Source organism: Hymenobacter guriensis (assembly GCF_015773195.1).
Taxonomy (GTDB): Bacteria; Bacteroidota; Bacteroidia; order Cytophagales; family Hymenobacteraceae; genus Hymenobacter; species Hymenobacter guriensis.
On record NZ_JADWYK010000003.1, the window covers coordinates 348,535 to 374,034 of the forward strand.

Sequence of the window (25,500 nt, forward strand, 5' to 3'; positions counted from 1 at the left end):
ATTTCGTGCCGTAGCTTAGTTGGAGGGCTTGTACTGTAGCCGATGCTGCGTCGGCTACAACATGCTTTCCTTACTGCACCACAATGCGCTGGCGGTACAGGCGCGCAGAAGTTTTTACCAAGGCCTGGTACACGCCTGGCTGCAGGGCCTTCAGTGAAACAGTATGTGTGCTGTTACCAGCCGCCAGCGGCTCCGAGCGAACCGTCCGGCCCAGAGCATCCTGCAGCACCAGTTGAGTTCCTCGTGCCAGCGGAGCCGGGAAGCTGATAGTCAGCTTTTCGTGGGCGGGGTTAGGCCATACGTCCAGCGCAGCGTGAGCCGGCTGCCGGGTAGCCGTCGGGGTATAGGCCAGGTTTTCCAGCACCATAATCCGGTCGTCGGAGGCGGCAGGCGAACCGCTGCCGTCCCGGTTGCTGGTGCCCACGTACACCCGCCCGGCCGGCGACACGCAGATAGCTCTTAGGCGGCCGGCTTCTTTATTTAGCACCAGGTTGGGCGCCGAGGTCAGGGCGTCGCCGGCAGTATTGAGGGGGAGCTGCAGCAATTGACCGGCCTTCAGACTAAGCAGTAGCAGCGAGTTTTGCCAGCCGGGTATGGCCGGGTGGTCGTAGTAGGTAAGGCCCGACACGGCAATAGTGGGCGTCCAGGCGTAGAGCGGCTCCCGCACGTTGTTGGCCGCGCAGAAGGTGGCTTCAGCCGCCAGGTTGCAGAACCCTTGGACTGTGGGCCAGCCATAGTTGCGGCCCGCCTCAATCAAGTTTACTTCGTCGTCGTTGCTGGGGCCGTGCTCCGAGCTGTAAATGCGGCCCGAGGGTGCCCGCACGAGGCCCTGAGGGTTGCGGTGACCCAGCGTGTACACGCGGCTGCCGGCAGTGGGGTTATCGGCTGGAATGGTGCCATCCAGGTTCAGGCGCAGGATTTTGCCTCTAGGTGAGGCTATGTTCTGGGCTTCATAGTCGATGTTGCCATCACCGGTAGACATCAGCATAGTGAGGTCGGGCAGAATGATCAGACGGGAACCGTTGTGATAGGGGCTCGCGGGAATATTTTCCAGCAGCACTTGCGGGTTAATGAGGGTGGTGCCGTTGTAGGTGTAGCGCACCAGCTTTTCGCGTAGGCCGTCCTGGGTGTAGTTGTACACGATGTACACGTAGGGCGAGGCCGTGAAGTCGGGGTGGAGGGCCATACCCAGTAGACCGCTTTCAACGTTTTCCGTCACATCGGGCACCGTGAGCAGCAGGGTTTTTTCGCCGGTTTCAGGGTTTACGCGGCTGATGCGGCCGAGGCGCTCCGTCAACCAGAGCTGGTTGTCGGGGCCCCAGAGCATTTCCCAGGGCGTATCAAACCCCGTAGCCAGCGTGCGGATGCTGACGGTGGTAGCGCCAACCGGCACCGAGGCGGGCTGGGCAAGTAGAGGGTATTGCCAGCAAAACAGCAGCAATAGTGCGGCGTACAATCGTTTCATGGGCCGAAGCAGTTATGGGAAAAGCGGGCTGAACTAAACGCTACGAAAAATTGCGCGGGTCGGCGGGGGCAGTAGCTTTGTTTTTCAGCTTTCTGATTTTCGTCTATGCCCGAGTTTCAGCACCCCATCAGCCAGTTCGTCATCAGTTCCGACTCTGCCCGCCTAGACATACTAGCCATACACCGCTACCTGAGCCAGGACTCGTACTGGGCGCAAAATATGCCCCTTGCCACCCTGGAACGCGCTATAGCCAACTCCCTGAACTTCGGTTTGTTTGCGCCCGATGGCCGGCTGGCTGGCTTTGCCCGCCTTGTTACCGACCGCGCCACCTTCGCCTGGCTGTGTGACGTGTTCGTGTTGCCCGAATTCCGGGGACAGGGCCTTTCGAAGTGGCTGATGGAAGTGGTGTGGGCCGCACCAGAAATCCAGGGGGTGCGCCGCCGGATGCTGGCCACGCTGGACGCCCACGGCCTGTACCAGCAGTTCGGGTTCCAGCCCCTGGCCAACCCCGAGCGTTACCTCGAAATCAAGCTCGCCAATCCCTACGGCACTCCCACGGCTAACTGAGTGGCCAACCAGAAAACATACAACAGCTCAGCCATACGAAATCATGCAAACAACCCTGCCCGCCCGCTGGGAGCAACTCACGACGCCGATAGTATCTGACGAAACCTGCCGTACAGAAACGTTGCGGCAGCTCACGGAGCTGTATACCGGCTCTGGTCGGCACTATCACACGCTCACCCACGTGCAGGATCTGCTGCAGACCATCGACGAGTACGCGAACAATCTGCAGGATGTGGCCGTGGTGCAGCTGGCCGCGTGGTTTCACGATGCCATCTACAACCCCTTGCATTCCGATAACGAAGCTAAAAGTGCTGAGCTGGCCCGCGAGTTTCTGCGCCATAGCCAGTGGCCCGCCGAGCGGCAGGAGCGGGTAGTGCTGCTGATTGAGCGCACCCAAGACCACACCCAGCCCCAGCCGCAGGATAGCGACCTGCACTTCTTTCTGGATGCCGACCTGCAGGTGCTTGGCCGCCCCGAAGCCGACTATTGGCAGTATGCCCGCCAGATTCACCAGGAATACCGCCTGGTGCCTGATGTCCTCTACCGGCGCGGGCGGCGCAAAGTGCTGGAGAAGCTGCTGGCCGTCCCGCAGCTATACCGCACGGCCACGTTTCGGGACAAACTGCAGGACGCTGCCCGGCGCAATCTGCAGGCCGAGCTGCAAGCCTGGGAGCAGGGCGGGCTGGCTTAGTGGCTTGCAACGCCCGGCATTTGGGGTAGTCCTTGGCGCAGGCTGCGTATGTTGCGGCCCGTTGTCAAGCCTTCGTAGCGTATGCGTGTTGTTTACCTAAGCCTTTTTATAGCTTCCTCATTGGCCGCACCGGCCTTGGCCCAAACGGCTCCGTCGGCCCTGGCCCCGCTCACCGTCGAAAAAATTATGCGTGAGCCGGCACAGTGGCTGGGCGGGTTGCCCTCGGCTCCGTACTGGAGCGAGGACGGCAAGCACATCTACTTCCAGTGGAACCCCGCCCAGGCCCGCCGCGACTCGCTCTACGAGGTGAGTCCCGCAGGCGGCACCCCGCGCAAAGTGTCGTTGGCCGAGCAGCGCGGGCTGCCTTCCGTGCGGGGGCGCTACGACCAGCGCCACCAGCGCAAGGTGTACGAGAAGGACGGCGACATTTACCTGCTGGACCTGAAAAGCCAGAAAGTGCGCCGCGTTACCAACACCGCCGAGCGGGAAACGGAGGCCGGTTTTGCCTTGCAGGACAAGCTCCTGAGCTATACCCGCGGCGGCAACCTGTTCACCTGGGACCCCGCCACCGGCGAAACCGTGCAGCGCACCGATTTCCGGCGCGGTAACCGGCCCGGCCCCGGCGAGTTGGATAAGTCGGCTAAGTTTCTGAAGGCCCAGCAGCTGGCGCTGTTTCAGGTAATTCGGCAGCGCGACCAAGACGCCAAAGCGCGGGAGCGGGCCCAGAAAGCCCTGCTTCGGCTGCGGCCTAAGGGTATCTGGCTGGGCAATAAGACCGTCGAAAACCTGCAGCTCAGTCCCGATGGGCGCTACGTGACCTACACCCTGGTGCAGGAACCGGCCGCCGATAAGCTGGCACTGGTACCGAATTTCGTCACGGTATCGGGCTTCACCGAGGAAATTCCGACCCGTTCAAAAGTGGGTGCGCCCCAAACTGCCTACGAACTAGGCATCTACGACATCGGGCGCGACACCACGTTTGTGCTGGGCTACAAGGAGCTGAAAGGGCTGGACGAGCTGCCCGCCTACCGCAAGGAATACCAGCTCACGGCCAAAGCCCCCACCGACACCGCCAAAACCAAAGCCGGAAGGCCCGCCACCGAAGTGCGCCGCGTGGCGCCTTACGGCCCGTTCTGGTCCGACAACGGCCAGCGCGCCTTCCTGGTCGTTCGTTCCCAGGACAACAAGGACCGCTGGATTGTTGCCCTCGACCCGACCACCCAGAAAATCAGCCTGCTCGACCGGCAGCGCGACGAAGCCTGGATCAACGGCCCCGGCATTGGCTACGAGGCCGGCAACGTGGGCTGGCTCCCCGACTCGCGCCGCATCTGGTTTCAGAGCGAGGAAACCGGCTTTTCTCACCTCTACACCGTGGACGTGACTACGGGCCAGAAGAAGGCTCTGACCAGCGGCAAGTTTGAGATTCAGCAGGCGCAGCTCAGCCGGGACAAGAAAACCTGGTACCTCACCGCCAACAAAACCCACCCCGGCGAGCAGCACTTCTACCGCATGCCCCTGGACGGAGGCCCACTCACTCAGCTTACTTCGCGTCCCGGGGCCAGCGAGGTTACCCTCTCGCCCGACGAAAAGACCCTACTAGTGCGCTACAGCTACGCCAACAAGCCCTGGGAGCTGTTTGTGATGGACAACAAGCCCGGCGCGAAAATGCGGCAGCTCACCCACAGCACCACGCCGGAGTTTGAAAGCTACCCCTGGCGCGACCCGGAAGTTATTACCATTAAAGCCCGCGACGGGGCCGATGTATATGCTCGCCTGTACCGCCCCGCCAACGCTGCTCCTCAGGGCCCGGCCGTGGTATTCGTGCACGGGGCCGGCTACCTGCAGAACGCGCACAAGTGGTGGAGCCAGTACTTCCGCGAGTACATGTTCCACAACCTGCTGGCCGACCAAGGCTACACCGTGCTGGACATCGACTACCGCGGCTCCAGCGGCTACGGCCGCGACGTGCGCACCGGCATCTACCGCTACATGGGTGGCAAAGACCTCGACGACCACATAGATGGGGCCAAGCTGTTGGTGGAAAAATACGGCATAAGCCCCCAGCGCATCGGTATCTACGGGGGCTCCTACGGAGGCTTCATCACGCTTATGGCTATGTTCACCCAGCCTGAGGTGTTCCGGGCCGGGGCTGCCCTTCGTTCCGTCACCGACTGGGCACATTACAACCACGGCTACACCGACAACATCCTCAACGAGCCTTACAACGACTCCCTAGCCTATGCCCGCTCTTCGCCTATCTACTACGCCGAGGGCCTGAAGGGTGCGCTGCTGATGTGCCATGGCATGGTCGATACCAACGTGCATTTCCAAGACATTGTGCGCCTTTCGCAGCGGCTCATTGAGCTGAAAAAGGAAAACTGGGAGCTGGCCGTGTACCCCGTTGAAGACCACGGCTTCGTGGAGCCTTCCTCTTGGACCGACGAATACCGGCGCATTCTTAAGCTCTTCAATGCCAACCTGAAGCCAGCAGGCCCCGCCCCAGGAGCAACCGGGCAAAACTGACTTAGTTAGGCAAAGCGTATGGCTCGGAAAGCCACTTTGAATAGGTCGAAGTTTCAAAAACTAAGGAAAGGCTAAATTTTTAGCGGATAAGTCAAATAGAAAGTGCTAGGTTGAACCGTTTTTCACCTATTTCCTTTTTATGACTGCACCTGTTTACTATCAACCCTCGGGGCGCTTCACCGTGAGCGGTATTTTGGGCTTGCTCCTGGTAGGGGCAGTAGCGGCGGTTCCGCTGGCCTTCGTGTACGTGTATGCCGTGTGGTATATCCCCTTTATCTATATCAATTTTGCCCTGACGCTGGGGTTCGGCTTGGTGCTCGGCTACGTACTTCGAACCGTTACCAAAGCCGGTAAGCTGCGCAATCCGGCCTTAGTGGGCTGGCTGGGCTTGGCGGTGGCGCTGTGGGCCTGGTACGTGCAGTGGTGCGTATACCTGACACTGCTGGCCGGTGCTGGCGAAACCGAGAGCCTGGGCAGCCGGGCTTCTTTCACGCACACCACCTTCGACGCCACCGTATTTCTGAGCTTGGTGCTAAGCCCCGGCACCGTGCTGGGGGCCCTGCCCTCTATTGCCACCGAAGGTACTTGGAGCATCTTTGGCTTAACCATCAGCGGAATTTTTCTGTACCTTATCTGGCTGGCCGAATTTCTGATTATCGTGCTCATGACGTGGAATATGCCGCGCAGCCAGGCCGAGGTGCCCTTCTCAGAGCTGTCCAACGAATGGGCGGAGAAACTAACGCTGCCCCGGCCCGCCGCGCCTTTTTCCGACGCTGTCGCCACCAAGCTGGCCCTCGAAGCCGCCGACTGGAACCACCTAGAGCTGCATACGAGTGAGGATGAATTGGCCCCGTTTGGCCGTTTGCACGTGTATCGCGCCCCGTCCGACCCCGACTGCTGTTTCCTGTCCCTGGAAAACGTAACCATGGAAACTGATAAAAAAGGCAAGCCATCCGAAAAAACGGCCGACGTGCTGGAATATCTGCGGGTACCGCCCCATGTTTGCCAAGAGCTGTCCACGCGTTTCGGGCCGGCTTCCGGCTAGCCGTCCATGCGCCCGCGCACAGACCAAACGCCCGCTGGGCTGCGGGGTGTGGGTGCTTGCTGCGTACGGATTTGCCAGCCCAGCTTATTCGCCTCGTAGAAAACTTGTAGCTTTGCGGCCTGCCTGATTCTCAAGAGGCAGGGTGGGGCTGCCGGCCCCTCGCGTACTTCTACCTTACAAGCTGATGCCGTACCTGTTCACCTCCGAATCTGTTTCGGAAGGTCACCCTGATAAAGTAGCCGACCAGATTTCCGACGCCATCCTCGACGAATATCTGCGCCAGGATCCCACGGCCAAAGTAGCCTGCGAAACCCTGGTGACCACCGATTTTGCGCTGGTAGCCGGCGAAATCAAGTCGACCGCTCACGTAGAGGCCGAGCCCATCATTCGGGACGTTATCCGCCGCATCGGCTACAACAAGCCCGAATACCTGTTCAACGCCGACACCTGTGAGGTGATGAACCGCCTGCACGAGCAGTCGGCCGACATCAACCAAGGCGTGGAGCGCGCCACGGCCGAAGAGCAGGGCGCCGGCGACCAGGGCATGATGTTCGGCTACGCCACCCGCGAAACTGAGAACTACATGCCCCTGGCCCTCGACCTCTCGCACCGCTTGCTGCGCGAGCTGTCGGCCATTCGCAAGGCCGGGCAGGAAATGACTTACCTGCGCCCCGACGCCAAAAGCCAGGTAACCATCCGCTACAACGACGACAACACGCCCGAGGCCATCGAAACCATTGTGGTGAGCACCCAGCACGATGACTTCGACGAAAGCGAGGAAACCATGCTGGCCCGCATCAAGGAGGACATCATCAACATCCTGATTCCGCGGGTGAAGGCGCAGTTGGGCGAAGAAGTTCAGGCCCTGTTTACCTCCGATATCACCTACCACATCAACCCCACGGGTAAGTTTGTGATTGGCGGCCCCCACGGCGACTCCGGCCTCACCGGCCGCAAAATCATTGTGGATACCTACGGCGGCAAAGGGGCCCACGGCGGCGGCGCCTTCTCCGGTAAAGATTCCTCGAAAGTGGACCGCTCGGCGGCCTACGCGGCCCGGCACATTGCCAAAAACCTGGTAGCCGCCGGTGTGGCCGACCAGGTGCTGGTGCAGGTAGCCTATGCCATCGGCGTTGCTCAGCCGGTAGGCGTCTTCGTGACGACCTACGGCACCACCAAAGCCAACGGCGCTTTCGGGCACCAACTCACCGACGGCGAAATAGCCGAGAAAGTGCAGAAGCTGTTCGACCTGCGCCCCTACGCCATTGTGCAGCGTCTGGGCTTGCAGAACCCGATTTTCGCTGAGTCGGCCGCTTACGGGCACATGGGGCGCCAGCCCGGCACCAAGCAGGTACAGGCCGCCGATGGCAGCATCCGCACTGTGGAAACCTTCACCTGGGAAAAGCTCGACTACGTCGACCAGATCAAAGCCGAGTTTGCCCTGTAAACGCTAAAAATTATGCTTCGCTTAATGGAAACCCTGCTGCCGGTCAGCAAGTCCGCCCGTCTTGGACTAGCGGTGCTGGCGGCGTACTTCATCTACCGCGCGGGCGTCAGCACGGGTGAGTTCCTGTATTACGTGCAGCACTAGGCAAGCCCGAAATATAAAAAGCCCCGCCTGGCATCGTCAGGCGGGGCTTTTTATTAAAATCTATGAGCTGCCAGCTGGTTAGTGACTGACCATCTTGTCCTTATACTTGGTGATCTGGCGCTTCAGGCTGTCGGCGGCGGCGTCGGTGGCGGCTTCAAAAGTGCCGGCATCTTCCTGGGCAAACAGCATGGTGCCGGGCACCAGTACTTTTATTTCTACCGTTTTATTGGCTATACCATCCTTGTTGTTGAGGCGCATGATTACTTCACCTTCCGTAACACGGTCATAGAAGGTTTCCAGTTTATCAAGGCGCTTCTGAATGAAGTCGAGCAGTTTTTGGTCGGCATCGAAATGCACCGATTGCATCTGTACTTTCATCAGTAGTGGGGTTAGGGAGTAGGAAAAAGGAACAACTAGGCCTTGGGATGGGCCTTTTCAAAAACCGCTTTCAGCTTATCAATCGATAAGTGCGTGTACACCTGCGTGGCGGCTAGGTTAGCATGGCCCAGCAGCTCTTTAATGGCATTCAGATCAGCCCCTTTGCTGAGCAGATGCGTGGCAAAGGAATGCCGCAGCACGTGTGGGTGCTGCTGCGAGGCGGCCGTTGTGATATGGCTTAAATAGTGCTTCACGGTGCGATACACGAACTTTTCGTAGAGCGGTTCCTGCTTGTTTGTAACGAGCAGGGGGCCGCCCGCGTTGCCGCCCGCCGGGAATTCCTGTTGCTTCCGGGCTATATACCGCTCCAGTACCTGCACCAGCGTAGGGTTGAGCGGTACGATGCGCTGCTTGTTGCCTTTGCCCGTGACGCGCACGGTGCGGCCGGGCAAGCTTAGGTCGTCGTGGCGGATGCCCAGCAGCTCGGAGAGGCGGATGCCGGTGCCGTAAAGCAGCTCCAGCACCAGTTGGTCGCGCGCGCCTTCAAACGACTCCGGAAATTCAAACGAGTTCAGCAGCCCGTTCAACGACTCCTCGGGCACGAAGTCCGGCAGCTTCTTGGCCATTTTGGGGGCCGTGATGCGCAGCATCGGATTTTTGCTGACGACGCCCGTGCGCAGCAGAAACTTGTAGTAGGAGCGGAGGCAGGCAATTTTGCGGTTGACGGTGCGCGGGTCCAGGTTCTGCTGCATCAGCTCCACAATCCAGGAGCGAATGAGGGTGTGGTCGGCTAGGGCCGCGTCGTCCAGCTCGTATGCAGTCTTCAGGTACTCGCTGAACTGCCGTAAATCGGTCTGGTACGAAAGCAGCGTGTGCGGACTATAGCGCCGCTCCGACCGCAGATACGAAAAAAATAATTCCATACACCAAAAGGCCGACTGTTGAGGTCGGGATACCCAATGTAGGGAATTAAACTGAAAAGTACGAACGCGAAAAAACCGCCTGAAAAGCTGGAATAGCCCTTCAGGCGGTCAAATCCTGACCACAGGTCGCGTCAGTTAGTTGGCAGCGTCGTTGCCGTACGTTACCTGCTTGTAGATAGCCTTCTGCTTCTGCTTGCGGTTCGTGATGGACGGCTTCTGGAAGAACGTGCGACGACGCAGTTCCTTCAATACGCCGGTGCGCTCAAATTTCTTTTTGAAACGCTTGAGGGCGCGGTCAACCGACTCGTTTTCTTTGATTTGGACGATGATCATATGGTCAATGAGGTTGAGACTTCTCCTGTTAAGGGCTGCAAAGATAAATGGCTGTAGCTTACTACGCAAGCCCCGACAAGGTTACTTGAGAATAGTGCGGGCAATAACCAGCTTCTGAATCTCGGAAGTTCCTTCGCCAATGGTGCACAACTTGGCGTCGCGGTAGTATTTCTCGGCCGGGTAGTCTTTGGTGTAGCCGTAGCCGCCAAAGATCTGCACACCTTCGTTGGCAGCGCGCACAGCCACTTCCGAGGCATACAACTTGGCCATGGCCGATTCGCGGTTCACGTTCAGGCCCCGGTCCTTCATGTCGGCGGCGCGGTAGGTGAGCAGCGAGGCAGCCTCGATTTCCGTGGCCATATCGGCCAGCTTGAAACTGATGCCCTGGAAGTTGCTGATGGGCTGGTTGAACTGCTGCCGCTCCTTGGAGTACTGCAGTGCTGCCTCGTAGGCGCCCTGCGCAATGCCCAGGCTGAGCGCCGCAATGCTGATGCGGCCCCCGTCCAGCACCTTCAGCGCCTGCACAAACCCGTCGCCGACGCTGCCAATCACGTTTTCCTTGGGCACACGGCAGTCAGTGAAAATCATTTCGGTGGTTTCGGAGGCGCGCATGCCCAGCTTGTCTTCCTTGCGGCCGCCCTCGAAGCCGGGCGTGCCCCGCTCCACAATAAAGGCCGTCATGGCGCGGGAGTCGCCTACCTCGCCGGTGCGGGCAATAACCACCGCTACGTGGCCGCTTTTGCCGTGCGTAATGAAGTTTTTAGCGCCATTCAGCACATAAAAGTCCCCATCCTCCACGGCTACGGTGCGCATGTTGCCGGCGTCGGAGCCGGTGTTGGGCTCCGTCAGGCCCCAGGCGCCAATCCATTCCCCGCTGGCCAGCCGGGGCAGGTACTTCTGCTTTTGCTCCTCTGAGGCGTGCTGCAGGATGTGGCCGGTGCACAGGGAGTTGTGCGCCGCCATGCTCAGGCCAATGCTGCCATCGATTTTAGCCAACTCCGCAATGGCCGTTACGTACTCCGTGTAGCCGAAGCCGGAGCCGCCGTACTGCTGGGGCACCAGTACCCCCATTAGGCCAAGTTCACCGAGCTTGTGAAAAACGTCGGCGGGAAATTCCTGGGTTTCGTCCCAGCGCATCATGTGCGGCTTGATGTGGGTGGCACCAAAGTCGCGCACCATCTGCGCAATCATTGTCTGGTTCTCAGTTGCTACCAGTTCCATTTTCGTAAAGGTTTGGGTGGGGAAGGGTAAGAGCGTAACCAGCCGAAGCTGGATTTGGGTCCACGAAGCTACCGGTTTTGCCGCTACCAACTGCTTTGGGCCCGAAGTCCGCAGAACCCGCTAATTTTGAATCGGCAACCGTATTCGGTTACTTTGAAGGTTTTTAAGAAAAAATTCTCTGGTATCCAGCTTTTCACGAGGCTGGATTTGTTTTCCCTTATGGCTTCAGCAGCCTGCATGCGCACTCCCCTTCTTCGTCTTCTTAGCTGGCTGTGGCTGGCTCCGGTCGTACTGCTGGCCTCCTGTGCCACCTCCCGGTCGTACCGGCAGAACATCATGTTTCAAACGGAGAACAGCACCTCCGTGGATACGGCACGGCTGCAAACGGCCCTGAGAAAACTAAGTCAGAACTACGTCATCAAGCCCAATGATTACCTGCAGGTGCGGGTGTACACCAATAAAGGTGAGCGGCTGGTAGACCCCAACGGGGAGTTGCGCTTCGGAGTGCCAGGCAATCAGAGCCTTGTCACGGGCGCAACGCAGTCGGGCGGTGAGCTAACCCGCGGTGGTGATGTGGGCAGCCGCCCGGCCGGCGACTCAGAGTTTCTGGTGCAGAGCGACGGCGTAGTAAAGCTTCCGATGGTGGGCTACGTCAAAATCACCGGCAACACGCTGCTACAGGCCGATAGCCTGCTGCAGCTTCGGTACAATGCCTTTTACAAGGATGCTTTTGTGGCCACCCGGGTAACCAATAGCCGGGTGTTTGTACTAGGTACCCCCGGCGGTGTGGTGGTGCCACTGTACAATGACAATATGAATCTGATCGAGATTCTGGCAACCGTAAATGGGATTGATGCCCGAACCAACACGGGTAGCAGTGGTGGCGCTACGCGGTACGGAAAGGCATTTAATATCCGCCTGATCCGGGGAGATTTGAAAAATCCGATGGTACAGATTATCGACCTGTCAACCATTGAAGGCATGCGCCGGGCCGACCTGCGTATGCAGCCAAACGATATCGTCTATATTGAACCAGTGCGCCGGCCCTTCCGAGAGGCACTAACTGACATAATCCCGGTGTTACAGGTAGTAACCACCGCTGTTACCACCGTTCTGCTGATTATAAATATCAAGCAATAAGCAGTTGCAACAGGTCGCGTGGCCTATTAGGTACGCTGAACATTAAGAATCTACTTCTGTAGTCTGGAATGGCCAACAACGAAAACGCTGAGCTAGAAGAACTGATCAGAAACGCGGGTAATGGGGCCCCCTCGCCCGTTATCGAGTCTGGCTTTGAAGAAGAAAGCTCCGGCTTCGATGTAACAACGCTGTTGATGGTAGCCCGGCGGAGTGTGCCGTGGATTATCCTGCTCATTTTGCTGGGGGTAACCAGCTCCTGGATGTTTCTGCGCTACACCAAGCCAACCTATAAGTCTTCTTCAACACTGAAGATTGACGAAAAGCAGGAGGCCGGGGCGCTGGGGCTGGGGCAGACGCTGGGTGGGGCCGAAGGGCTGCAGACCGTGAATAACCTGTCCGGCGAAGTGGAGCTGATAAAGTCCAACCTCATTTACCGGCAGCTGAAGGATTCCCTGAACCTGGATGTAAACTACTACTCACAGGGCACGGTGCTGGAAGCTGAGCTGTATGGTACTTCGCCGTTTCACGTGGAGTATGATGTGCAGGACTCACGGTTTTACAACACGCGTTTTGGCGTATTGTTCACCGGCCCCGAAACCTTTCAGCTGACACACGAGAAAAACGAAGAGCCGCGCGAATACCGGGTAGGCACTCCGGTGGATCTGGGTGGCGCGAAAGTCGTTATTACGAAAACCCGGCATTTTGATGAGGACGTTGTTAACAACAACTACCACTTCGTAATCAATGACGACGCGGCTATCAATCAATACTTTGATGATAACCTGTCGGTTGAGATTGTTAACCCGGAGGCCAGCACAATCAGCATCTCCTTTACGGATCATAATCTGCGCAAAGCGCACGATATCGTCAACCGTATCGACACCGTGTACCTGCTGGCTAAGCTAAGTAAGAACACGCAGGGCCAGCAGCAGATTATGCAGTACCTGGATCAGCAGTTGGAACTCACGCGCGACAGCCTGCAGCGGGCCGAAATTGCGCTGCAGTCGTTTGCCAAGCGCGCCAAGATGTACGACGTCCGGGGTGGAGTGGCCACTATCACCCAGCAGCTGGAGGGACAGGAAAAAGAGCGCCAGGCCCTGCAGCGCCGGCTGGAACTGCTCACGAGCGTGGCGCGGCTCACCTCGCGCGAGCAGATTTCGCGCGACGAGAATACGGGAGTGGAGCAGAGTGTGCCGGGCCTGGCGTTGCTGGAAGACCCCGTCCTTACTCAGCAGATAGCTGAACTTAATCTCGCTCAGCAGGACTTACGGCGCGTGCTGCGCTCTAATACCGAAGCTACCGAAGCCGTGCAGCAGCGCCGCGCGGCCGTCGAATACGCCAAGCGCAACGTGCGCGAGTCGCTGGAGCAGAGCCTGCGCGTAGTACGGGAGCAGCTTGGTGCGCTCAACCAGCAGCGCGATAAGCTCAACAGTGAACTGCAGGTACTGCCGCAGCGCGAAACCGAGCGCGCCCGCCTGCAGCGCCCCTTCGATTTGTACGAGAAGTCGTACCTGATGCTGATGGACAAGCGGGTGGAGTACAGCATCGCAAAAGCCGGTACCACGCCCGATTTTCAGATTCTGTCCCCGGCTTCCATGCCTAGTGCACCCATTTCGCCGGTCCGTCTGATTGTGTACGCCATTGGCCTGGCCGGCGGTATATTCATGGGACTGGGACTGGTAGCTACGCGCTATTTCATGCACAATAGCGTAACCAACATCCGGGAACTGGAGCGTAACAGCATTGCCCCGGTGCTAGGCGTCATACCCACCTATGACAAGGAAAAGCTGCTGGTATCCCGCCTGGTTGTCGACAAAAACCCAAAATCAGCTATTTCTGAGTCTATCCGCTCCATTCGTACGAACCTGGAGTTTATGGCCTCGTCCAAGAAGAAACGGCTGATTTCTATTACCTCAACGATTAGCGGCGAAGGAAAAACCTTTGTTACCGTTAACCTAGCAGGAATTATTGCCTCGTCGGACCAGCGCGTGGTAATTCTGGACTTGGATATGCGCAAGCCCAAGGTAAATCTGGCATTCGGCGCTGAAAACGTAAAGGGCATCAGTACTATCCTGATTGAGCGCCATACCTGGCAGGAGTGTATTCAGCACACGTCCATTCCTACTCTGGACTTTATTTCAGCGGGCCCGACGCCGCCCAACCCGTCGGAGCTGATTCTGAACCCCAAATTCGACGAGATGCTGAGCGAGTTGCACCAGCACTACGACGTCATCATGATTGATACCCCGCCGGTAGGACTAGTGACGGACGGCATCCTGATCATGCGCAAGGCCGATGTGCCGATCTATATCGTACGCGCCGACTATTCTAAAAAGGCCTTCCTCAAGAACATCAACAAGCTGGTGCGTACCAACGGTTTTACCCGTTTGGCTACCATTTTGAACGATGCTCGCTCGAGCGGGCTGTATGGCTACGGGTATGGGTACGGCTATGGCTACGGCTACGGCTATGGCCAGGGCTATTACGAGGACACGCAGCCCAGGCGTAGCTGGTGGCAGCGGCTACGCAAACAGTTTTCCTAGCAATCGGCCGTAGTTCGCATCCCCATGGCATTATGGTTTCGCAAGATTTTCAGTAGAGGTGCCCCGGCTCCGGCCGCGTCGCTGGGAGAACTGCTAACGGATATGCACTCCCACCTGCTACCCGGCCTTGATGACGGTGCCGAAACCGTGGAGCACTCGGTGGAATTGCTGCGGGAGATGCGCGGGCTGGGCTACCGTAAGCTCATCATGACCCCCCACGTGATGGGCGACTTCTACCGCAACACGCCGGAAGGCATCCGGGGGGCACTCAGGCAATTGCAGGAAGCGGCTACGGCAGCGGGCATCACCGATGTGGTGCTGGAGTGTGCCGCCGAGTATTACCTGGACGAGTGGTTTCCGCGCCGCCTCGAAAACGGAGAAGAAATGCTGAGCTTCGGGGGGGAGAAGAAGTACCTGCTGATAGAAACCTCCTACATCAACGAGCCTTTCAACCTGCCGCAGATTGTCTTCGACTTGCAGGCGGCGGGCTACCAGCCGGTATTGGCCCACCCCGAGCGGTATACCTACCTCTACAGCAAGTTTGACGAGCTGCCCCGGCTGCGCGAAATGGGCGTGATGCTGCAGGTGAACCTGAACTCTTTGTGTGGCTACTACTCGGCTGGCGCCAGGCACGTAGCCGAAAAGCTGATAGACGCCGGGCTGGTGGATATGCTGGGCACCGATGCGCATCACCTTAAGCACGTGGATACGCTCCGTCACAAAGTGCTGCCCACCGGCTACCTGGCCAAAGCCCTGGCTTTGCCACTGCTGAATCGAAGTCTGTAATAGGGACGTGGGGGATTGGATGTAATTAAACATCAATCAAGCCTCAAGTCCCTAATTCCCAAGTACCTCTATGATTTTCGTTACCGGCGGCAGCGGCCTAATTGGCTCTTTCCTGATTCCGGCCCTGATAGCCCGGGGCGAGCAGGTGCGGGCCCTGTACCGGCAGCACATTCCGGCAGTGCCCGCTGCCGAACAGGTGGAGTGGCTGCAAGGTGACCTGCTTGACCCATTGTTGCTGCGACAGGCGCTGGAGAGCGTCACGCACGTGTTTCACTGTGCCGGGCTGGTTTCCTACGCCCCGCAGGACGAAGACGCCCTGCTGCAAATCAATGTGGAAGGCACCGCCAACCTGGTGGACGCCTGCCTGGAGCGCCCAGGTATCCGCCTGTGCCACGTGTCGTCGGTGGCGGCACTGGGCGGTGGAGCGGCTTCAGAAGAAACGCTCAATACGCTTCCGCTGGTGGTGACGGAAGACGCCAAGTGGGACCTTGGCGCTGCCCACGCCGCCTATGCTACTTCCAAATACCTGGGCGAACTGGAAGTGTGGCGGGGAATATCGGAAGGGCTGGCCGCCGTCATCGTGAACCCCTCGGTGATACTGGGCCCGGCTGACTGGACGCGCAGCAGCACCCGGCTTTTGCGCTATGCCTACCAGGAGCACCGCTTCTACACGCCTGGCACCATCAACGTGGTGGACGTGCGCGAAGTGGTGGCCCAGATGCTGCGGCTGGGGCTGGAGCTGCCGGTGCGCGGGGAGCGGTACATCCTCAGCGCCGAAGCCGTACCTTTGCGGGAGCTGCTGGCGCAGGCGGCGCGCTGCTTTGGCAAAAAGCCTCCCACCACGGCCGTGCCCAATTGGGCCGCTGAGGTCATCTGGCGCCTGGAGCACGCGCGCGGCGTGCTCACGGGCAGCCGTCCGCTTATCACCAAAGACACAGCCCGTGCCGGTCGTCAGCCGCTGGTGTACGAGGCCGGCAAAGTGCAGCGCACTACCGGGCTGGGCTTTCGGCCCGTGGCCGATACCATTGCCTGGTGCTGCGAGGAATTACGGCGGAACGTAGTGGCCTCCGGTGCGGTTGTTGTATCTTAGGCTGGTAGCTTGCTCACTGCGCGGAGCAGGCGTCTTTTCCTCGGAGAACTGCCGTTTTGGCGGTTCTCTTTGCCGATTGTAGGAATATGCGAATGAATGAGAATTTTGAGGACCGGGACGAAGTGCTGGACATCGTGCGCCGTTTTGAGGAAATGATGGCCAGCAACGAGCCGGTGTTTTTCGACCTGGCCGACTTCGAGAATATCATCGACCACTATACCACCCACACCCAGTACGATCAGGCCCTGCAGGCTTGTGAGGCGGCTATTGCCCTGTATCCGTTCAGCACCGAGCTGCTGATTGACCGTTCCCAGGTGCTGGCCATGAAAGGCGAGTACACCGCCGCCGCCGACCAGATTGAGAACGTGGCCCTGCTCGACCCCGACAACCCCGACGTGGCTGTGACGCGCGGCATCATTGCCACCCAGAAGGGCGAGTTTGCCGAGGCCGTAGCTTTCTTTCTGAGTGCCGTGGAGCGCTTCCCCGAGCGCGACGACATCCACTTCAACCTGGGCCTGGCTTACCAGAGCTGGCAGAAGTACAAAAGTGCCGCCAAGCACTACAAGCAAAGCCTGCGCATCAACTCCGACAACGATGTGGCCGTGCAGGAGCTGCTGTACTGCCTGGAAGTAAGCGACCGGCTAGAAAAAAATCTGGAGTTTTTCCGCCGCTTTACCGACGACGACCCGTATTCGGCCATTGCCTGGTACAACCTGGGGCAGGCGTATTTCCGCGCCGGCAAGTTCGACGACGCCATCAGCTCCTTCGACTATGCCCTGCTGATTGATGCCAAGTTCTACGAAGCGCATGGCTACCTGGCCAGTACCTATGTGAGCCTGGAGCGCTACCGCAAGGCCATTGAGGAGTTTGAGCTCAGCTACCCCGAAGGCCAGCCCACGCCCGAGGCACTCTGCAACATTGGTGAGTGCCACGAGAAGCTGGCCGAGTGGGACTTGGCCCGCCGCTTTTATCAGAAGTCCATTGACCTCGACAACACGATGGATGAGGCCTGGTTTGGCATCGGCATTGTGCTCATTGCCCAGAATCGGGCTTTTGAGGCCATTCATTTCTTCCGTAAGGCCGTGACGCTCTACGACGAAAGCCTGGAGTACTGGATGGCCCTGGCCGCCGCCGAGTACCAGGTAGGCAACATCGTAAGTGCGCTGGAAGCCTACGACAAAGCCACGCAGGTGGCGCCCGACAGCAAGGACGCCTGGCTGAACTGGAGCATCATTCTCTACGAGCAGGGCAATTTTGACGGGGCCGTGGACCTGATGCGCAACGCCCTGGAGATTCAGCCAGCTGAGGCCGAGCTGCAGTACCGCCTGTGCGCCTACCTGCTGGCGGCCGGGCGCTACCGCGAGGCCTACGAAACCCTGGAAAATGCCTTGGTGCTGGACTTCGACAAGCACCGCCTACTGTTCGACTATTTCCCTGAGCTGGAATCCCAGAAGGCCCTGGCCCGCCTCATCGACCAGTACCGAAAATAGGCGCGTGAGCCGAAACTTGGGGACTTGGTTTCCGCGCAAGGAAGCCCACGCTTCGTCGCCGGTCAACCAAGTCCCCAAGACCCCAAGACCCCAAGACCCAAAAAACAGCCGTACTTTTGCCCACGTTGTTTTTTCCGGGAAATGAAGTCTGGCCTAGACCAAGACCCCAAGACCCCAAGACCCCAAGACCCTACTACATGAATTACAACCTGACCCAGCTGCCGGAGCGCACCGAAAAACCCCGCGAACAAGGCTTTACCATGGTGATGGACAAAGGCTCCAGCGTGCGGGAAGTGGAAGACTTTCTGGAAGTAGGGGCGGCGTACACCGACATTGTGAAGCTGGGCTGGGCCACGTCCTACGTAGCGCCCAACCTGGAGCGTAAGCTGGCCGTCTACCGCGAGGCTGGCATTCCGGTATATTTCGGAGGTACGCTGTTCGAGGCCTTTATCATCCGCAACCAGTTCGAGGACTACCGCCGCCTGCTCGATAAGATGGGCATGGAATACGCCGAGGTATCGGACGGCTCCCTGGACCTGAACCACGACAAGAAGCTGGAGTTCATTCGCACCCTGTCGCAGGATGTGAAGGTGCTGAGCGAGGTAGGCTCCAAGGATGCGGAAAAGATTATTCCGCCCTACAAGTGGATTTCGCAGATGAAAACGGAGCTGGAGGCCGGCGCCGTGAAGGTGATTGGCGAAGCCCGGGAAGCCGGCAACGTGGGCTTGTTCCGTAGCACCGGTGAGGTGCGCTCAGGTCTGGTAGAGGAAATTCTGACTCAGATTCCTTTCGAGAAGATTATCTGGGAAGCGCCTCAGAAAGCCCAGCAGGTGTGGTTTATCAAGCTGCTCGGGCCCAATGTAAACCTGGGCAACATCGCGCCCAACGAAATCATCAGCCTAGAAACCATCCGGCTGGGGCTGCGCGGCGACACTTTCCTGGATTTCCTGGATCTGGAGAACGTGGACGACATGTTCAAGCCCGAGCCCAAAGTGCAGGGCAAGCCCGGCACCTCCATGCCGCGCGGCTAGTTTCAACACAGAGGGATAGTAATTCCACGCAAACAGGCTGCTGATGCTCCATCGGCAGCCTGTTTGCGTGGAAAAGAACAGCAAATAACCCAAGATGTGCACTCAGGCAGAGAAAGTGAAGCTGCGGGGATGAACAAAGAGGAAACCCTTAGCAGCCTGTGTTGCTCAGGGAGCTTCCGCCGGCGGGGGCCAACCTCTTGCTGCTGCTGGTAGTACAAGCAAAGGTCCGCTACCCAGCCGGAGCCTTGCCTGCACTGCTTATGTCGAACACGCTCTTCTCTTTTCGCGCACCAACCGGCTTGGCCGCGCTGACATTCCTAGCCGCCTGCGGCTCCCAGCCCAGCCAGCAGGAAAAGGCCGAAGCCCAGGCCGCTACCCCCACCGATACTGTGGCTACGGCGGCTACGGGGGTGAATCTGCCTGCACCTTATTCCACCAAATCCAACACCAAGCGCAGCAAGGTTATTGGCTGGCCGGCGGGCAAGCTGCCCATAGTACCGGCCGGCTTCCGCGTGACGGAATATGCCACCAACCTCGAAAGCCCCCGCAACACCTACGTGCTGCCCAACGGCGACGTGCTGGTGGCCGAAGCCAACACGGTGCCCTCCAGTGCCAAGGAAAAAGCCGCGGCTGCCCTCAAACTTGACCCATCCAGGTCCCTGCGCCTGACGAGTGCCAACCGCATTACGCTGCTGCGCGACGCCAACAAGGATGGCAAACCTGAGATGCGGGAAGTGTTTCTGAAAGATCAGGAGCAGCCGTTTGGCATGTTGCTGCTGGGGGCGCACTTCTACGTGGCCAATACCAACGGCGTGTGGCGCTACCCCTACAAGGCCGGCCAAACGACCATCAACGCCCGGGGCGAGAAAATCCTGGAGCTGCCCAAAGGCGGCTACAACAACCACTGGACGCGCAACCTGCTGGCCTCGGCCGATGGGCGAAAAATCTACGTGAGCGTGGGCTCGGCCTCCAACGTGGCGGAGCACGGCATCAAGGAAGAAGAACGCCGCGCCAACATATTGGAAATAAACCCCGACGGCTCGGGTGAGCAGATCTACGCCAGCGGCCTGCGCAACCCCGTGGGTATGGATTGGGCCCCCGGCACCGCTACTCTCTGGACGGCCGTGAATGAGCGTGACGAGCTGGGCGACGAGCTGGTGCCCGACTACCTGACAAGTGTGCGCGCAGGTGGGTTCTACGGCTGGCCCTACGCATACTTTGGCCGGCACGAAGACCCCTGCCGCAAAGGCGAGCGGCCCGATTTAGTAGCCAAAACCCTGGTGCCGGAGGTAGCGCTGGGCCCGCATACAGCCTCGCTGGGTCTGGCTTTTTATGACCAGAGGAGTTTTCCTGCCAAATACCAGAACGGTGCGTTCATTGGGCAACACGGTTCCTGGAACAGCGCTGACTTCTCAGGCTACAAAGTGGTGTTCGTGCCATTCCGGAACGGCAAGCCCAGCGGCCCGATGGAAGACTTCGTGACGGGTTTCATAGCCAACGAAGCCGAAAAGGAAGTGTACGGCCGCCCCGTGGGCATCACCGTGCTGCCCGACGGGGCCCTGCTCGTCGCCGATGATGCCGCTGGTAAGCTCTGGCGCATTACGGCTGAAGGGTAGGGCGGGTATCAGGCGTCTCTCCACCGTTCAAAAGGCGTATGCATATTACCTTGGCAGTGGCGTACTTTCGCGGAAATCTGCGGCCTATGAAAAAGCTTCTGAGCTACCTGTTTCCGTTTACGCGCCGCGTGCCTTCGGCCGTGAGCGGGGAGCTTGAGGTCACGCTCTACCAGGGGCGTAAGGTACTCGACTCCCGCACCGCCAACTACTCCTACGGCGCGCTACAGCGGGTGCTTCGATTTGGCTTGCAGCAGATTCCGCTGGAAGCCGTGCGGCACGTGCTGCTGCTGGGCCTGGGCGGCGGTTCCGTAATACAGACGCTGCGCCAGGAGCTGCAGTACCGCCACTCTATAACGGCCGTGGAGCTGGACCCGGCCGTGATTCAGCTGGCCGCCGAGGAGTTTGGCATCACAGCCGGCCCGGAGTTGCGCATTGTGCCGGCCGATGCCTTTGCCTGGGTGCAGCAGGCTCCGGAAAGATTCGGCCTCATTATCGTGGATATTTCGATTGACAGCCAGATACCGCCGGAAGTGTTTGGCTGGCCGTTCTGGCAGGCGCTGCACCGGCTGCTGGAGTCTGGCGGCTCGGTGCTGCTCAATGCCATTGAAGCCCCAAGCCACGCGGCCCTTACGGAAACTCTGCACCAGCACGCCACGCAACTGGGCCTGGAGTTGCGCGTGTTTCAACGGGTAGAAAAGCTCAACCAGCTGGTAGTGGCCCGCAAGCCGTAAGGTAAGGTGGCACGGATATGTGCGGCGGGCCTGCTTTCTTTGTGGTGCGGCTGGTCGCGCCTTTTCTTCTTCTGATGGATTTTCTGAAACAGATTCTTGACTTTATTCTGCATCTCGATAAGCACCTAGCCGAGATAATCCAGCAGTATGGGGCGTGGACCTACGCCATCCTTTTCCTGATTATTTTCGTGGAAACCGGGGTGGTTATTCTGCCTTTCCTGCCCGGCGACTCCCTGCTGTTTGCGGCCGGCGCAGCGGCGGCCCTGCCAGACTCCCCGCTCAATGTGTGGCTGATGATAGGCTTGCTGATTCTGGCTGCTGTGCTGGGTGATACGCTCAACTACCACATTGGCGACTACCTGGGGCCCCGCGTATTTCGCGAAAACTCCCGGTTCCTGAAGCGGGAACACCTGGAGCGCACCCAGGCCTTCTACGAAAAGCACGGAGCCAAAACCATCATCATCGCCCGCTTCATTCCCATCATTCGCACGTTTGCGCCCTTTATTGCGGGCGTAGGCACCATGAGCTACGGCAAGTTTCTGAGCTATAACGTGGTGGGGGCTGTGCTGTGGGTGACGCTGCTGACGGGCGCGGGCTACTTCCTGGGCAGACTGCCCTGGATCCAGCAGAACTTCGGGCTGTTTACCATCGGTATCATCGTGGTGTCGGTGCTGCCGGCGGTATGGGAAGTAGTGAAAAGCCGTTTGGCGCCGCGGCAGGCTTAAGGCGCGCTGCCGGAACTTTACGTAGAAAAACCACCTGGCCGCATGGGGTTGAGGTGGTTTTTTCGTTGCTTACCGCTCTATTTTCAGTTCTTATGCCTACCTACGGATTGTTGGGGCGCACCCTGACCCACTCGTTTTCCCAGACGTACTTCACCCAGAAGTTTCAAAGCCTGCAGCTGGCGGATCATCACTATGAGCTGTTTGAGCTGCCATTCATTGATGAGCTGCCGGCGCTGCTGGAGCGCCACCCCGAGCTGCGCGGCCTCAATGTGACAATACCCTACAAGGAAAACGTGTGGCCTTACCTGCACGATACGGCGCCCACGGCTGCCCGCGTAGGAGCCGTTAATGTCATTGAGTTTCGCCCCGATGGTCGGCTGATCGGCCACAACACCGACATGATTGGCTTCCGGGAGTCGGTGCGGGACTTTTTGCCCCGGGGCTTCGAGGGCCGGGCGCTGGTGCTGGGCAACGGGGGCGCCGCCAAAGCCGTGGAGGTAGCCCTGCGCGACCTGAACATTGGCTACTGGATTGTGTCGCGGCACCCACTTGGCGCAGGCCTCACCTACGAGGAGCTTACGCCGGAGCTGTTGCGCGGTCATCAGCTCATCATCAACACCACGCCCGTGGGTACCTACCCCAACGTAGACGACTGCCCCACCCTCGCTTATGAAGCTCTCACCCCCGAGCACTTCCTCTACGACCTGGTGTACAACCCCCGCGAAACCGAGTTTATGAAGCGGGGTCAGGCGCAGGGCGCGGCCACCAAAAACGGATTCGAAATGCTCTGCCTGCAAGCCGAAGCCGCCTGGGATATCTGGAAGAAGTGAAATGGTGAGATAGTGAAATAGTGAGTTTTCGGTGTCATTGCGAGGCGAAGCAATCCGTCCTAGACAAAACCAGACCGGTTATAAACCAAAAAGCCCCTGACGTCCGTGCTGGCGTCAGGGGCTTTGTGCCTTAGGGGCTTGGTACGCTGCTCAGGACGGATTGCTTCGGACACTGGCTTGATGCGCCACAGGCCTCGCTATGACAACGTGTTACGTGTCACCCCTCTCACCGCTATTGGCCGCCTTTGCTGCCGCCTTGCTTGGAGTCGTCGTTCTGGATGGTGCGGCGCTGGCGCTGGGAGCCGCTATCCAGCTTGCCGAAGCGGTAGTTGAAGGACAGACGCACGCCGCGGTTGTACTGAAACCAGGTGCCGGTGCTGCGGAACTGGTCGGTTTCGGTGGTGTTGCGGAAAGCCCGTCCATTCTGCAGAAAGTTGCTGGCGTTCAACGTGAGGTCGGCCTTTTCCTTGAGCAGGGTGCGCTTCACCCCAACGCCGTACCAAATGCCGCCCGCGTAGCGCGACTGCAGTTGCACGCCGCCGGTCCAGCCGCCGCCGAAGCCCTGCAGGGAGTAGGCTTTGCCCAGCTTCAGGGACGTGTTCAGGTTCATGGAGCCGTTCAGGCGGCTGCTTGTGCGGCTCAGGGCGGCGCTGTAGATGCGGGTGTAGTCGGTGTTGAGGTTGCTGCTGATGTCCCAGCCCTTCACGGGCTTCCAGGAGCCGTACAGGCCCAGCCCGAAGGTGGTGTTGGTAGCCAGGTTGCCGAAGGTAGTTTCGGTGCGGGCCAATTCCTCGTTGTAACGGTTGAACTCCTCAATAGAGTTGCCGGTGCGCCGCGTGTAGGCCGACACGTTCAAGGAGGTTTTCTCCCCGAAGGTGCCGTAGCTCAGCTCGTAGGAGTCCGTTATTTCGGGCGAGAGGTTGGGGTTACCGTAGCTGATGCTGCTGGGCGTACTCTGGTTCACGTAGGGGTTCAGGTAGTAAATCTGGGGGCGCTGAATGCGGCGGGAATAGCTGAAGCGCAACGTCTGGCCCGGCTTGCCAAGGGTGCGCGTCACGCTCAGGTTGGGCAGCACGTTTAGGTAGTCATTGGAAAACCGGCCGTTTTCCCCCTGAAACTCCCCTTTGATATCGGTGCGCTCCAGGCGGGCACCCAGGCTGAAGTTGTACACCGAGTCGAGCGTGAAGCCGTAGGTGGCGTAGGCTGCCAGCACGTTCTGGTTGTAGTCGAAGGCATTGGAGCGGCGCACGCTGCGCATAAAGTCGGGCTGCACCCGCGTGAGCAAAGTATCCAGGCTGTAGTCGCTGCTGACGGTGCGGCGGATGGTCTTGGCCCCGGCCTCCAGGGTGCTGGTTGCGCTGAACGGGTGCGTGTAATCCGTCTGCAGGGTGGTTTCGGTGTTGCGGGCCAGGTTGTTGCTACGCTCCTGGTATTCCAGCGGGCCCTTTTGCACATCGGCAGAGTGGTACTGGTCGAGGCTGTACTCCTGGGTGTTGCGGTTCTGGGTGTGCTGGGCCAGCACGCTCCACTCGCGGCGGGGCTGGGCTTCGCCAAAGGTACGCGTGTAGCCTGCGTTCAGGTCGTAGTTGCGGAACTGGAAGCGTTGCACAATGTCGCGGGAGTACAGCGTATCGAGCGAGAACTGCCCGGGGGCCGAGGGCGTAGTTTGCCGGTACTCGTTGAACAGCTCCTGGGGTGAGCTGCTTTGGTACTGGTTTCCGTTGCCGCTGAGCGTGAAGCTGTGCAGGGGCGAAGGGTCGTAGGTGAATTCCACCTGCCCGTAGCCGCCCTTGCCCGTATTCTCCGACACGGTGCGTTGCTCCAGCTGCCCCAGCACCTGCCGTTCCCCACCAGAGCCTGGCACAAAGTCGGTGCGGGTGGTGCTGGAGCGGTAGGGGTAGAGGTTGCGGAAGCCCGTGAGCTTGGTATTAACGCCAAACTTGCCGCGCTTGGCATTAAGGGAGCCATTCAGGCTTTGGTTGCGGTTGCCGGCCGTAGCACCTACGCTGCCGTTGGTGCCTTCCAGGGAGTTCTTTTTCAGTACGATGTTGATGACCCCACCCGAGCCTTCGGCATCGTACTTGGCCGAGGGCGAAGTCACCACTTCAATGGCCTTGATCTGGTCGGCCGGAATCTGCTTCAGGGCCTCCGCCAGGTTGCCCGAGAGCATGGCCGAAGGCTTGTTGTTGATGAGAATACGCACGTTGGAGGTTCCGCGCAGCTGCACGTTGCCGTCCCCGTCCACGTTCACCATGGGCGTTTTGCGCAGGATGTCCGAGGCCGTGCCGCCGGCGTTGGTGGCATCCTGGTCGGCGTTGTATACCAGCCGGTCGGGCTTGCTTTCGATAACGGGCCGCTCTCCGGTCACGGTTACTTCGCCCAGCTTTTGCGTGCTGGTAGCCAGGGTGAGGGCGCCCAGATCCGTCAGCTGGCCCGTCACCGTCACATTTTCGATGCGCGTGGTGTAGCCCACAAAGCTAAGCTGCAGCCGAAAAGAGCCGGCCGGCAGGTTTTTCAGCTCAAACCGGCCCTGCTCGTCGCCGGTAGTCGAGGCCAGGGGCGCCGTGCCCGTAGCGGGTAGCAGCACTACGGTGGCGTATTCTACGGGCTTCTGGGTGGCCGCGTCCAGCACCCGGCCGGAAAGACGGCCGGTGCCTTTGGTAGCCGTTTGGGTAGGAGTGGCCGGGGTAGTCTGGGCCAGGGTAGGAGAGGCTGCCAGCAGCGCCGGCAGCAGCAGGTGTAACCACTGCTTCATAAAACGAAAGGATAAAAGAAGAATCG

The 25,500-nt window shown here is 59.3% G+C and carries 22 protein-coding genes; 16 read left to right on the forward strand and 6 right to left on the reverse strand.

The features are described 5' to 3' along the window. Window positions 1-70: 70 nt before the first annotated feature. On the reverse strand, window positions 71-1,465 hold the full coding sequence (locus I5L79_RS07495) for a PQQ-dependent sugar dehydrogenase (RefSeq protein ID WP_196954400.1): 1,395 nt from the start codon (window positions 1,463-1,465) through the stop codon (window positions 71-73). 105 nt (window positions 1,466-1,570) lie between these two features. Between I5L79_RS07495 and I5L79_RS07500 the strand changes: the two genes are divergently transcribed. The 6 genes from I5L79_RS07500 (at window position 1,571) to I5L79_RS23490 (ending at window position 7,882) form a co-directional block, all read left to right on the forward strand. Next, window positions 1,571-2,032 (forward strand): GNAT family N-acetyltransferase, encoded by a 462-nt coding sequence (locus I5L79_RS07500; RefSeq protein ID WP_196954401.1) that lies wholly within the window; start codon window positions 1,571-1,573, stop codon window positions 2,030-2,032. 43 nt (window positions 2,033-2,075) lie between these two features. Then, window positions 2,076-2,723, forward strand: coding sequence for an HD domain-containing protein (locus I5L79_RS07505; RefSeq protein WP_196954402.1), 648 nt, complete (start codon window positions 2,076-2,078; stop codon window positions 2,721-2,723). An 81-nt stretch (window positions 2,724-2,804) separates the two neighbouring features. Next, a complete protein-coding gene (locus I5L79_RS07510; protein WP_196954403.1) occupies window positions 2,805-5,246 on the forward strand; it encodes a S9 family peptidase in 2,442 nt (813 codons plus the stop codon). A 139-nt stretch (window positions 5,247-5,385) separates the two neighbouring features. Continuing rightward, entirely contained in the window at window positions 5,386-6,291 is a 906-nt protein-coding gene (locus tag I5L79_RS07515) for a hypothetical protein (protein ID WP_196954404.1), read from the forward strand. A 184-nt stretch (window positions 6,292-6,475) separates the two neighbouring features. Then, window positions 6,476-7,738: a methionine adenosyltransferase gene (gene metK / locus I5L79_RS07520; protein WP_196954405.1), complete on the forward strand. Its 1,263-nt coding sequence runs from the start codon at window positions 6,476-6,478 to the stop codon at window positions 7,736-7,738. 12 nt (window positions 7,739-7,750) lie between these two features. Continuing rightward, window positions 7,751-7,882, forward strand: coding sequence for a hypothetical protein (locus I5L79_RS23490; RefSeq protein WP_262894860.1), 132 nt, complete (start codon window positions 7,751-7,753; stop codon window positions 7,880-7,882). A gap of 78 nt (window positions 7,883-7,960) precedes the next feature. Here I5L79_RS23490 and hpf read toward each other — a convergent pair whose 3' ends face one another. The 4 genes from hpf to I5L79_RS07540 form a co-directional block, all read right to left on the reverse strand. Continuing rightward, complete coding sequence (gene hpf / locus I5L79_RS07525; protein ID WP_196954406.1) at window positions 7,961-8,260, reverse strand: ribosome hibernation-promoting factor, HPF/YfiA family; 300 nt, start codon at window positions 8,258-8,260, stop codon at window positions 7,961-7,963. 35 nt (window positions 8,261-8,295) lie between these two features. After that, complete coding sequence (locus tag I5L79_RS07530; RefSeq protein WP_196954407.1) at window positions 8,296-9,183, reverse strand: tyrosine-type recombinase/integrase; 888 nt, start codon at window positions 9,181-9,183, stop codon at window positions 8,296-8,298. A gap of 135 nt (window positions 9,184-9,318) precedes the next feature. Next, on the reverse strand, window positions 9,319-9,516 hold the full coding sequence (gene rpsU / locus I5L79_RS07535) for a 30S ribosomal protein S21 (RefSeq protein WP_196954408.1): 198 nt from the start codon (window positions 9,514-9,516) through the stop codon (window positions 9,319-9,321). A gap of 81 nt (window positions 9,517-9,597) precedes the next feature. Beyond that, entirely contained in the window at window positions 9,598-10,737 is a 1,140-nt protein-coding gene (locus I5L79_RS07540) for an acyl-CoA dehydrogenase family protein (protein ID WP_196954409.1), read from the reverse strand. A 237-nt stretch (window positions 10,738-10,974) separates the two neighbouring features. Here I5L79_RS07540 and I5L79_RS07545 point away from each other — a divergent pair, with 237 nt between their 5' ends. The 10 genes from I5L79_RS07545 (at window position 10,975) to I5L79_RS07590 (ending at window position 22,719) form a co-directional block, all read left to right on the forward strand. Beyond that, on the forward strand, window positions 10,975-11,877 hold the full coding sequence (locus I5L79_RS07545; protein ID WP_196954410.1) for a polysaccharide biosynthesis/export family protein: 903 nt from the start codon (window positions 10,975-10,977) through the stop codon (window positions 11,875-11,877). A 68-nt stretch (window positions 11,878-11,945) separates the two neighbouring features. Then, the gene (locus I5L79_RS07550) at window positions 11,946-14,420 is read left to right on the forward strand and encodes a GumC family protein (RefSeq protein ID WP_196954411.1); all 2,475 of its coding nucleotides are present in this window, start codon (window positions 11,946-11,948) and stop codon (window positions 14,418-14,420) included. A 24-nt stretch (window positions 14,421-14,444) separates the two neighbouring features. Further along, window positions 14,445-15,206 carry a tyrosine-protein phosphatase gene (locus I5L79_RS07555; protein ID WP_196954412.1) on the forward strand — a complete coding sequence of 254 codons (762 nt, stop codon included), beginning with the start codon at window positions 14,445-14,447 and terminating at the stop codon, window positions 15,204-15,206. A gap of 70 nt (window positions 15,207-15,276) precedes the next feature. Then, window positions 15,277-16,296, forward strand: a complete 1,020-nt coding sequence (locus tag I5L79_RS07560; RefSeq protein ID WP_196954413.1) for an NAD-dependent epimerase/dehydratase family protein — start codon at window positions 15,277-15,279, stop codon at window positions 16,294-16,296. A 92-nt stretch (window positions 16,297-16,388) separates the two neighbouring features. Continuing rightward, on the forward strand, window positions 16,389-17,786 hold the full coding sequence (locus I5L79_RS07565) for a tetratricopeptide repeat protein (RefSeq protein ID WP_196954414.1): 1,398 nt from the start codon (window positions 16,389-16,391) through the stop codon (window positions 17,784-17,786). Between the two features lie 197 nt (window positions 17,787-17,983). Beyond that, window positions 17,984-18,817, forward strand: a complete 834-nt coding sequence (locus I5L79_RS07570) for a phosphosulfolactate synthase (RefSeq protein ID WP_196954415.1) — start codon at window positions 17,984-17,986, stop codon at window positions 18,815-18,817. A 260-nt stretch (window positions 18,818-19,077) separates the two neighbouring features. After that, window positions 19,078-20,433, forward strand: coding sequence for a PQQ-dependent sugar dehydrogenase (locus I5L79_RS07575; protein ID WP_196954416.1), 1,356 nt, complete (start codon window positions 19,078-19,080; stop codon window positions 20,431-20,433). Between the two features lie 86 nt (window positions 20,434-20,519). Then, window positions 20,520-21,164, forward strand: a complete 645-nt coding sequence (locus I5L79_RS07580; RefSeq protein WP_196954417.1) for a spermidine synthase — start codon at window positions 20,520-20,522, stop codon at window positions 21,162-21,164. A gap of 74 nt (window positions 21,165-21,238) precedes the next feature. Next, a complete protein-coding gene (locus tag I5L79_RS07585; RefSeq protein WP_196954418.1) occupies window positions 21,239-21,889 on the forward strand; it encodes a DedA family protein in 651 nt (216 codons plus the stop codon). A 92-nt stretch (window positions 21,890-21,981) separates the two neighbouring features. Further along, a complete protein-coding gene (locus tag I5L79_RS07590; RefSeq protein WP_196954419.1) occupies window positions 21,982-22,719 on the forward strand; it encodes a shikimate dehydrogenase family protein in 738 nt (245 codons plus the stop codon). Window positions 22,720-22,951: 232 nt separating this feature from the next. Here the strand turns inward: I5L79_RS07590 and I5L79_RS07595 are convergent, their stop codons facing one another. Continuing rightward, complete coding sequence (locus I5L79_RS07595; RefSeq protein ID WP_196954420.1) at window positions 22,952-25,474, reverse strand: TonB-dependent receptor domain-containing protein; 2,523 nt, start codon at window positions 25,472-25,474, stop codon at window positions 22,952-22,954. Between the last annotated feature and the right edge of the window lie 26 nt (window positions 25,475-25,500).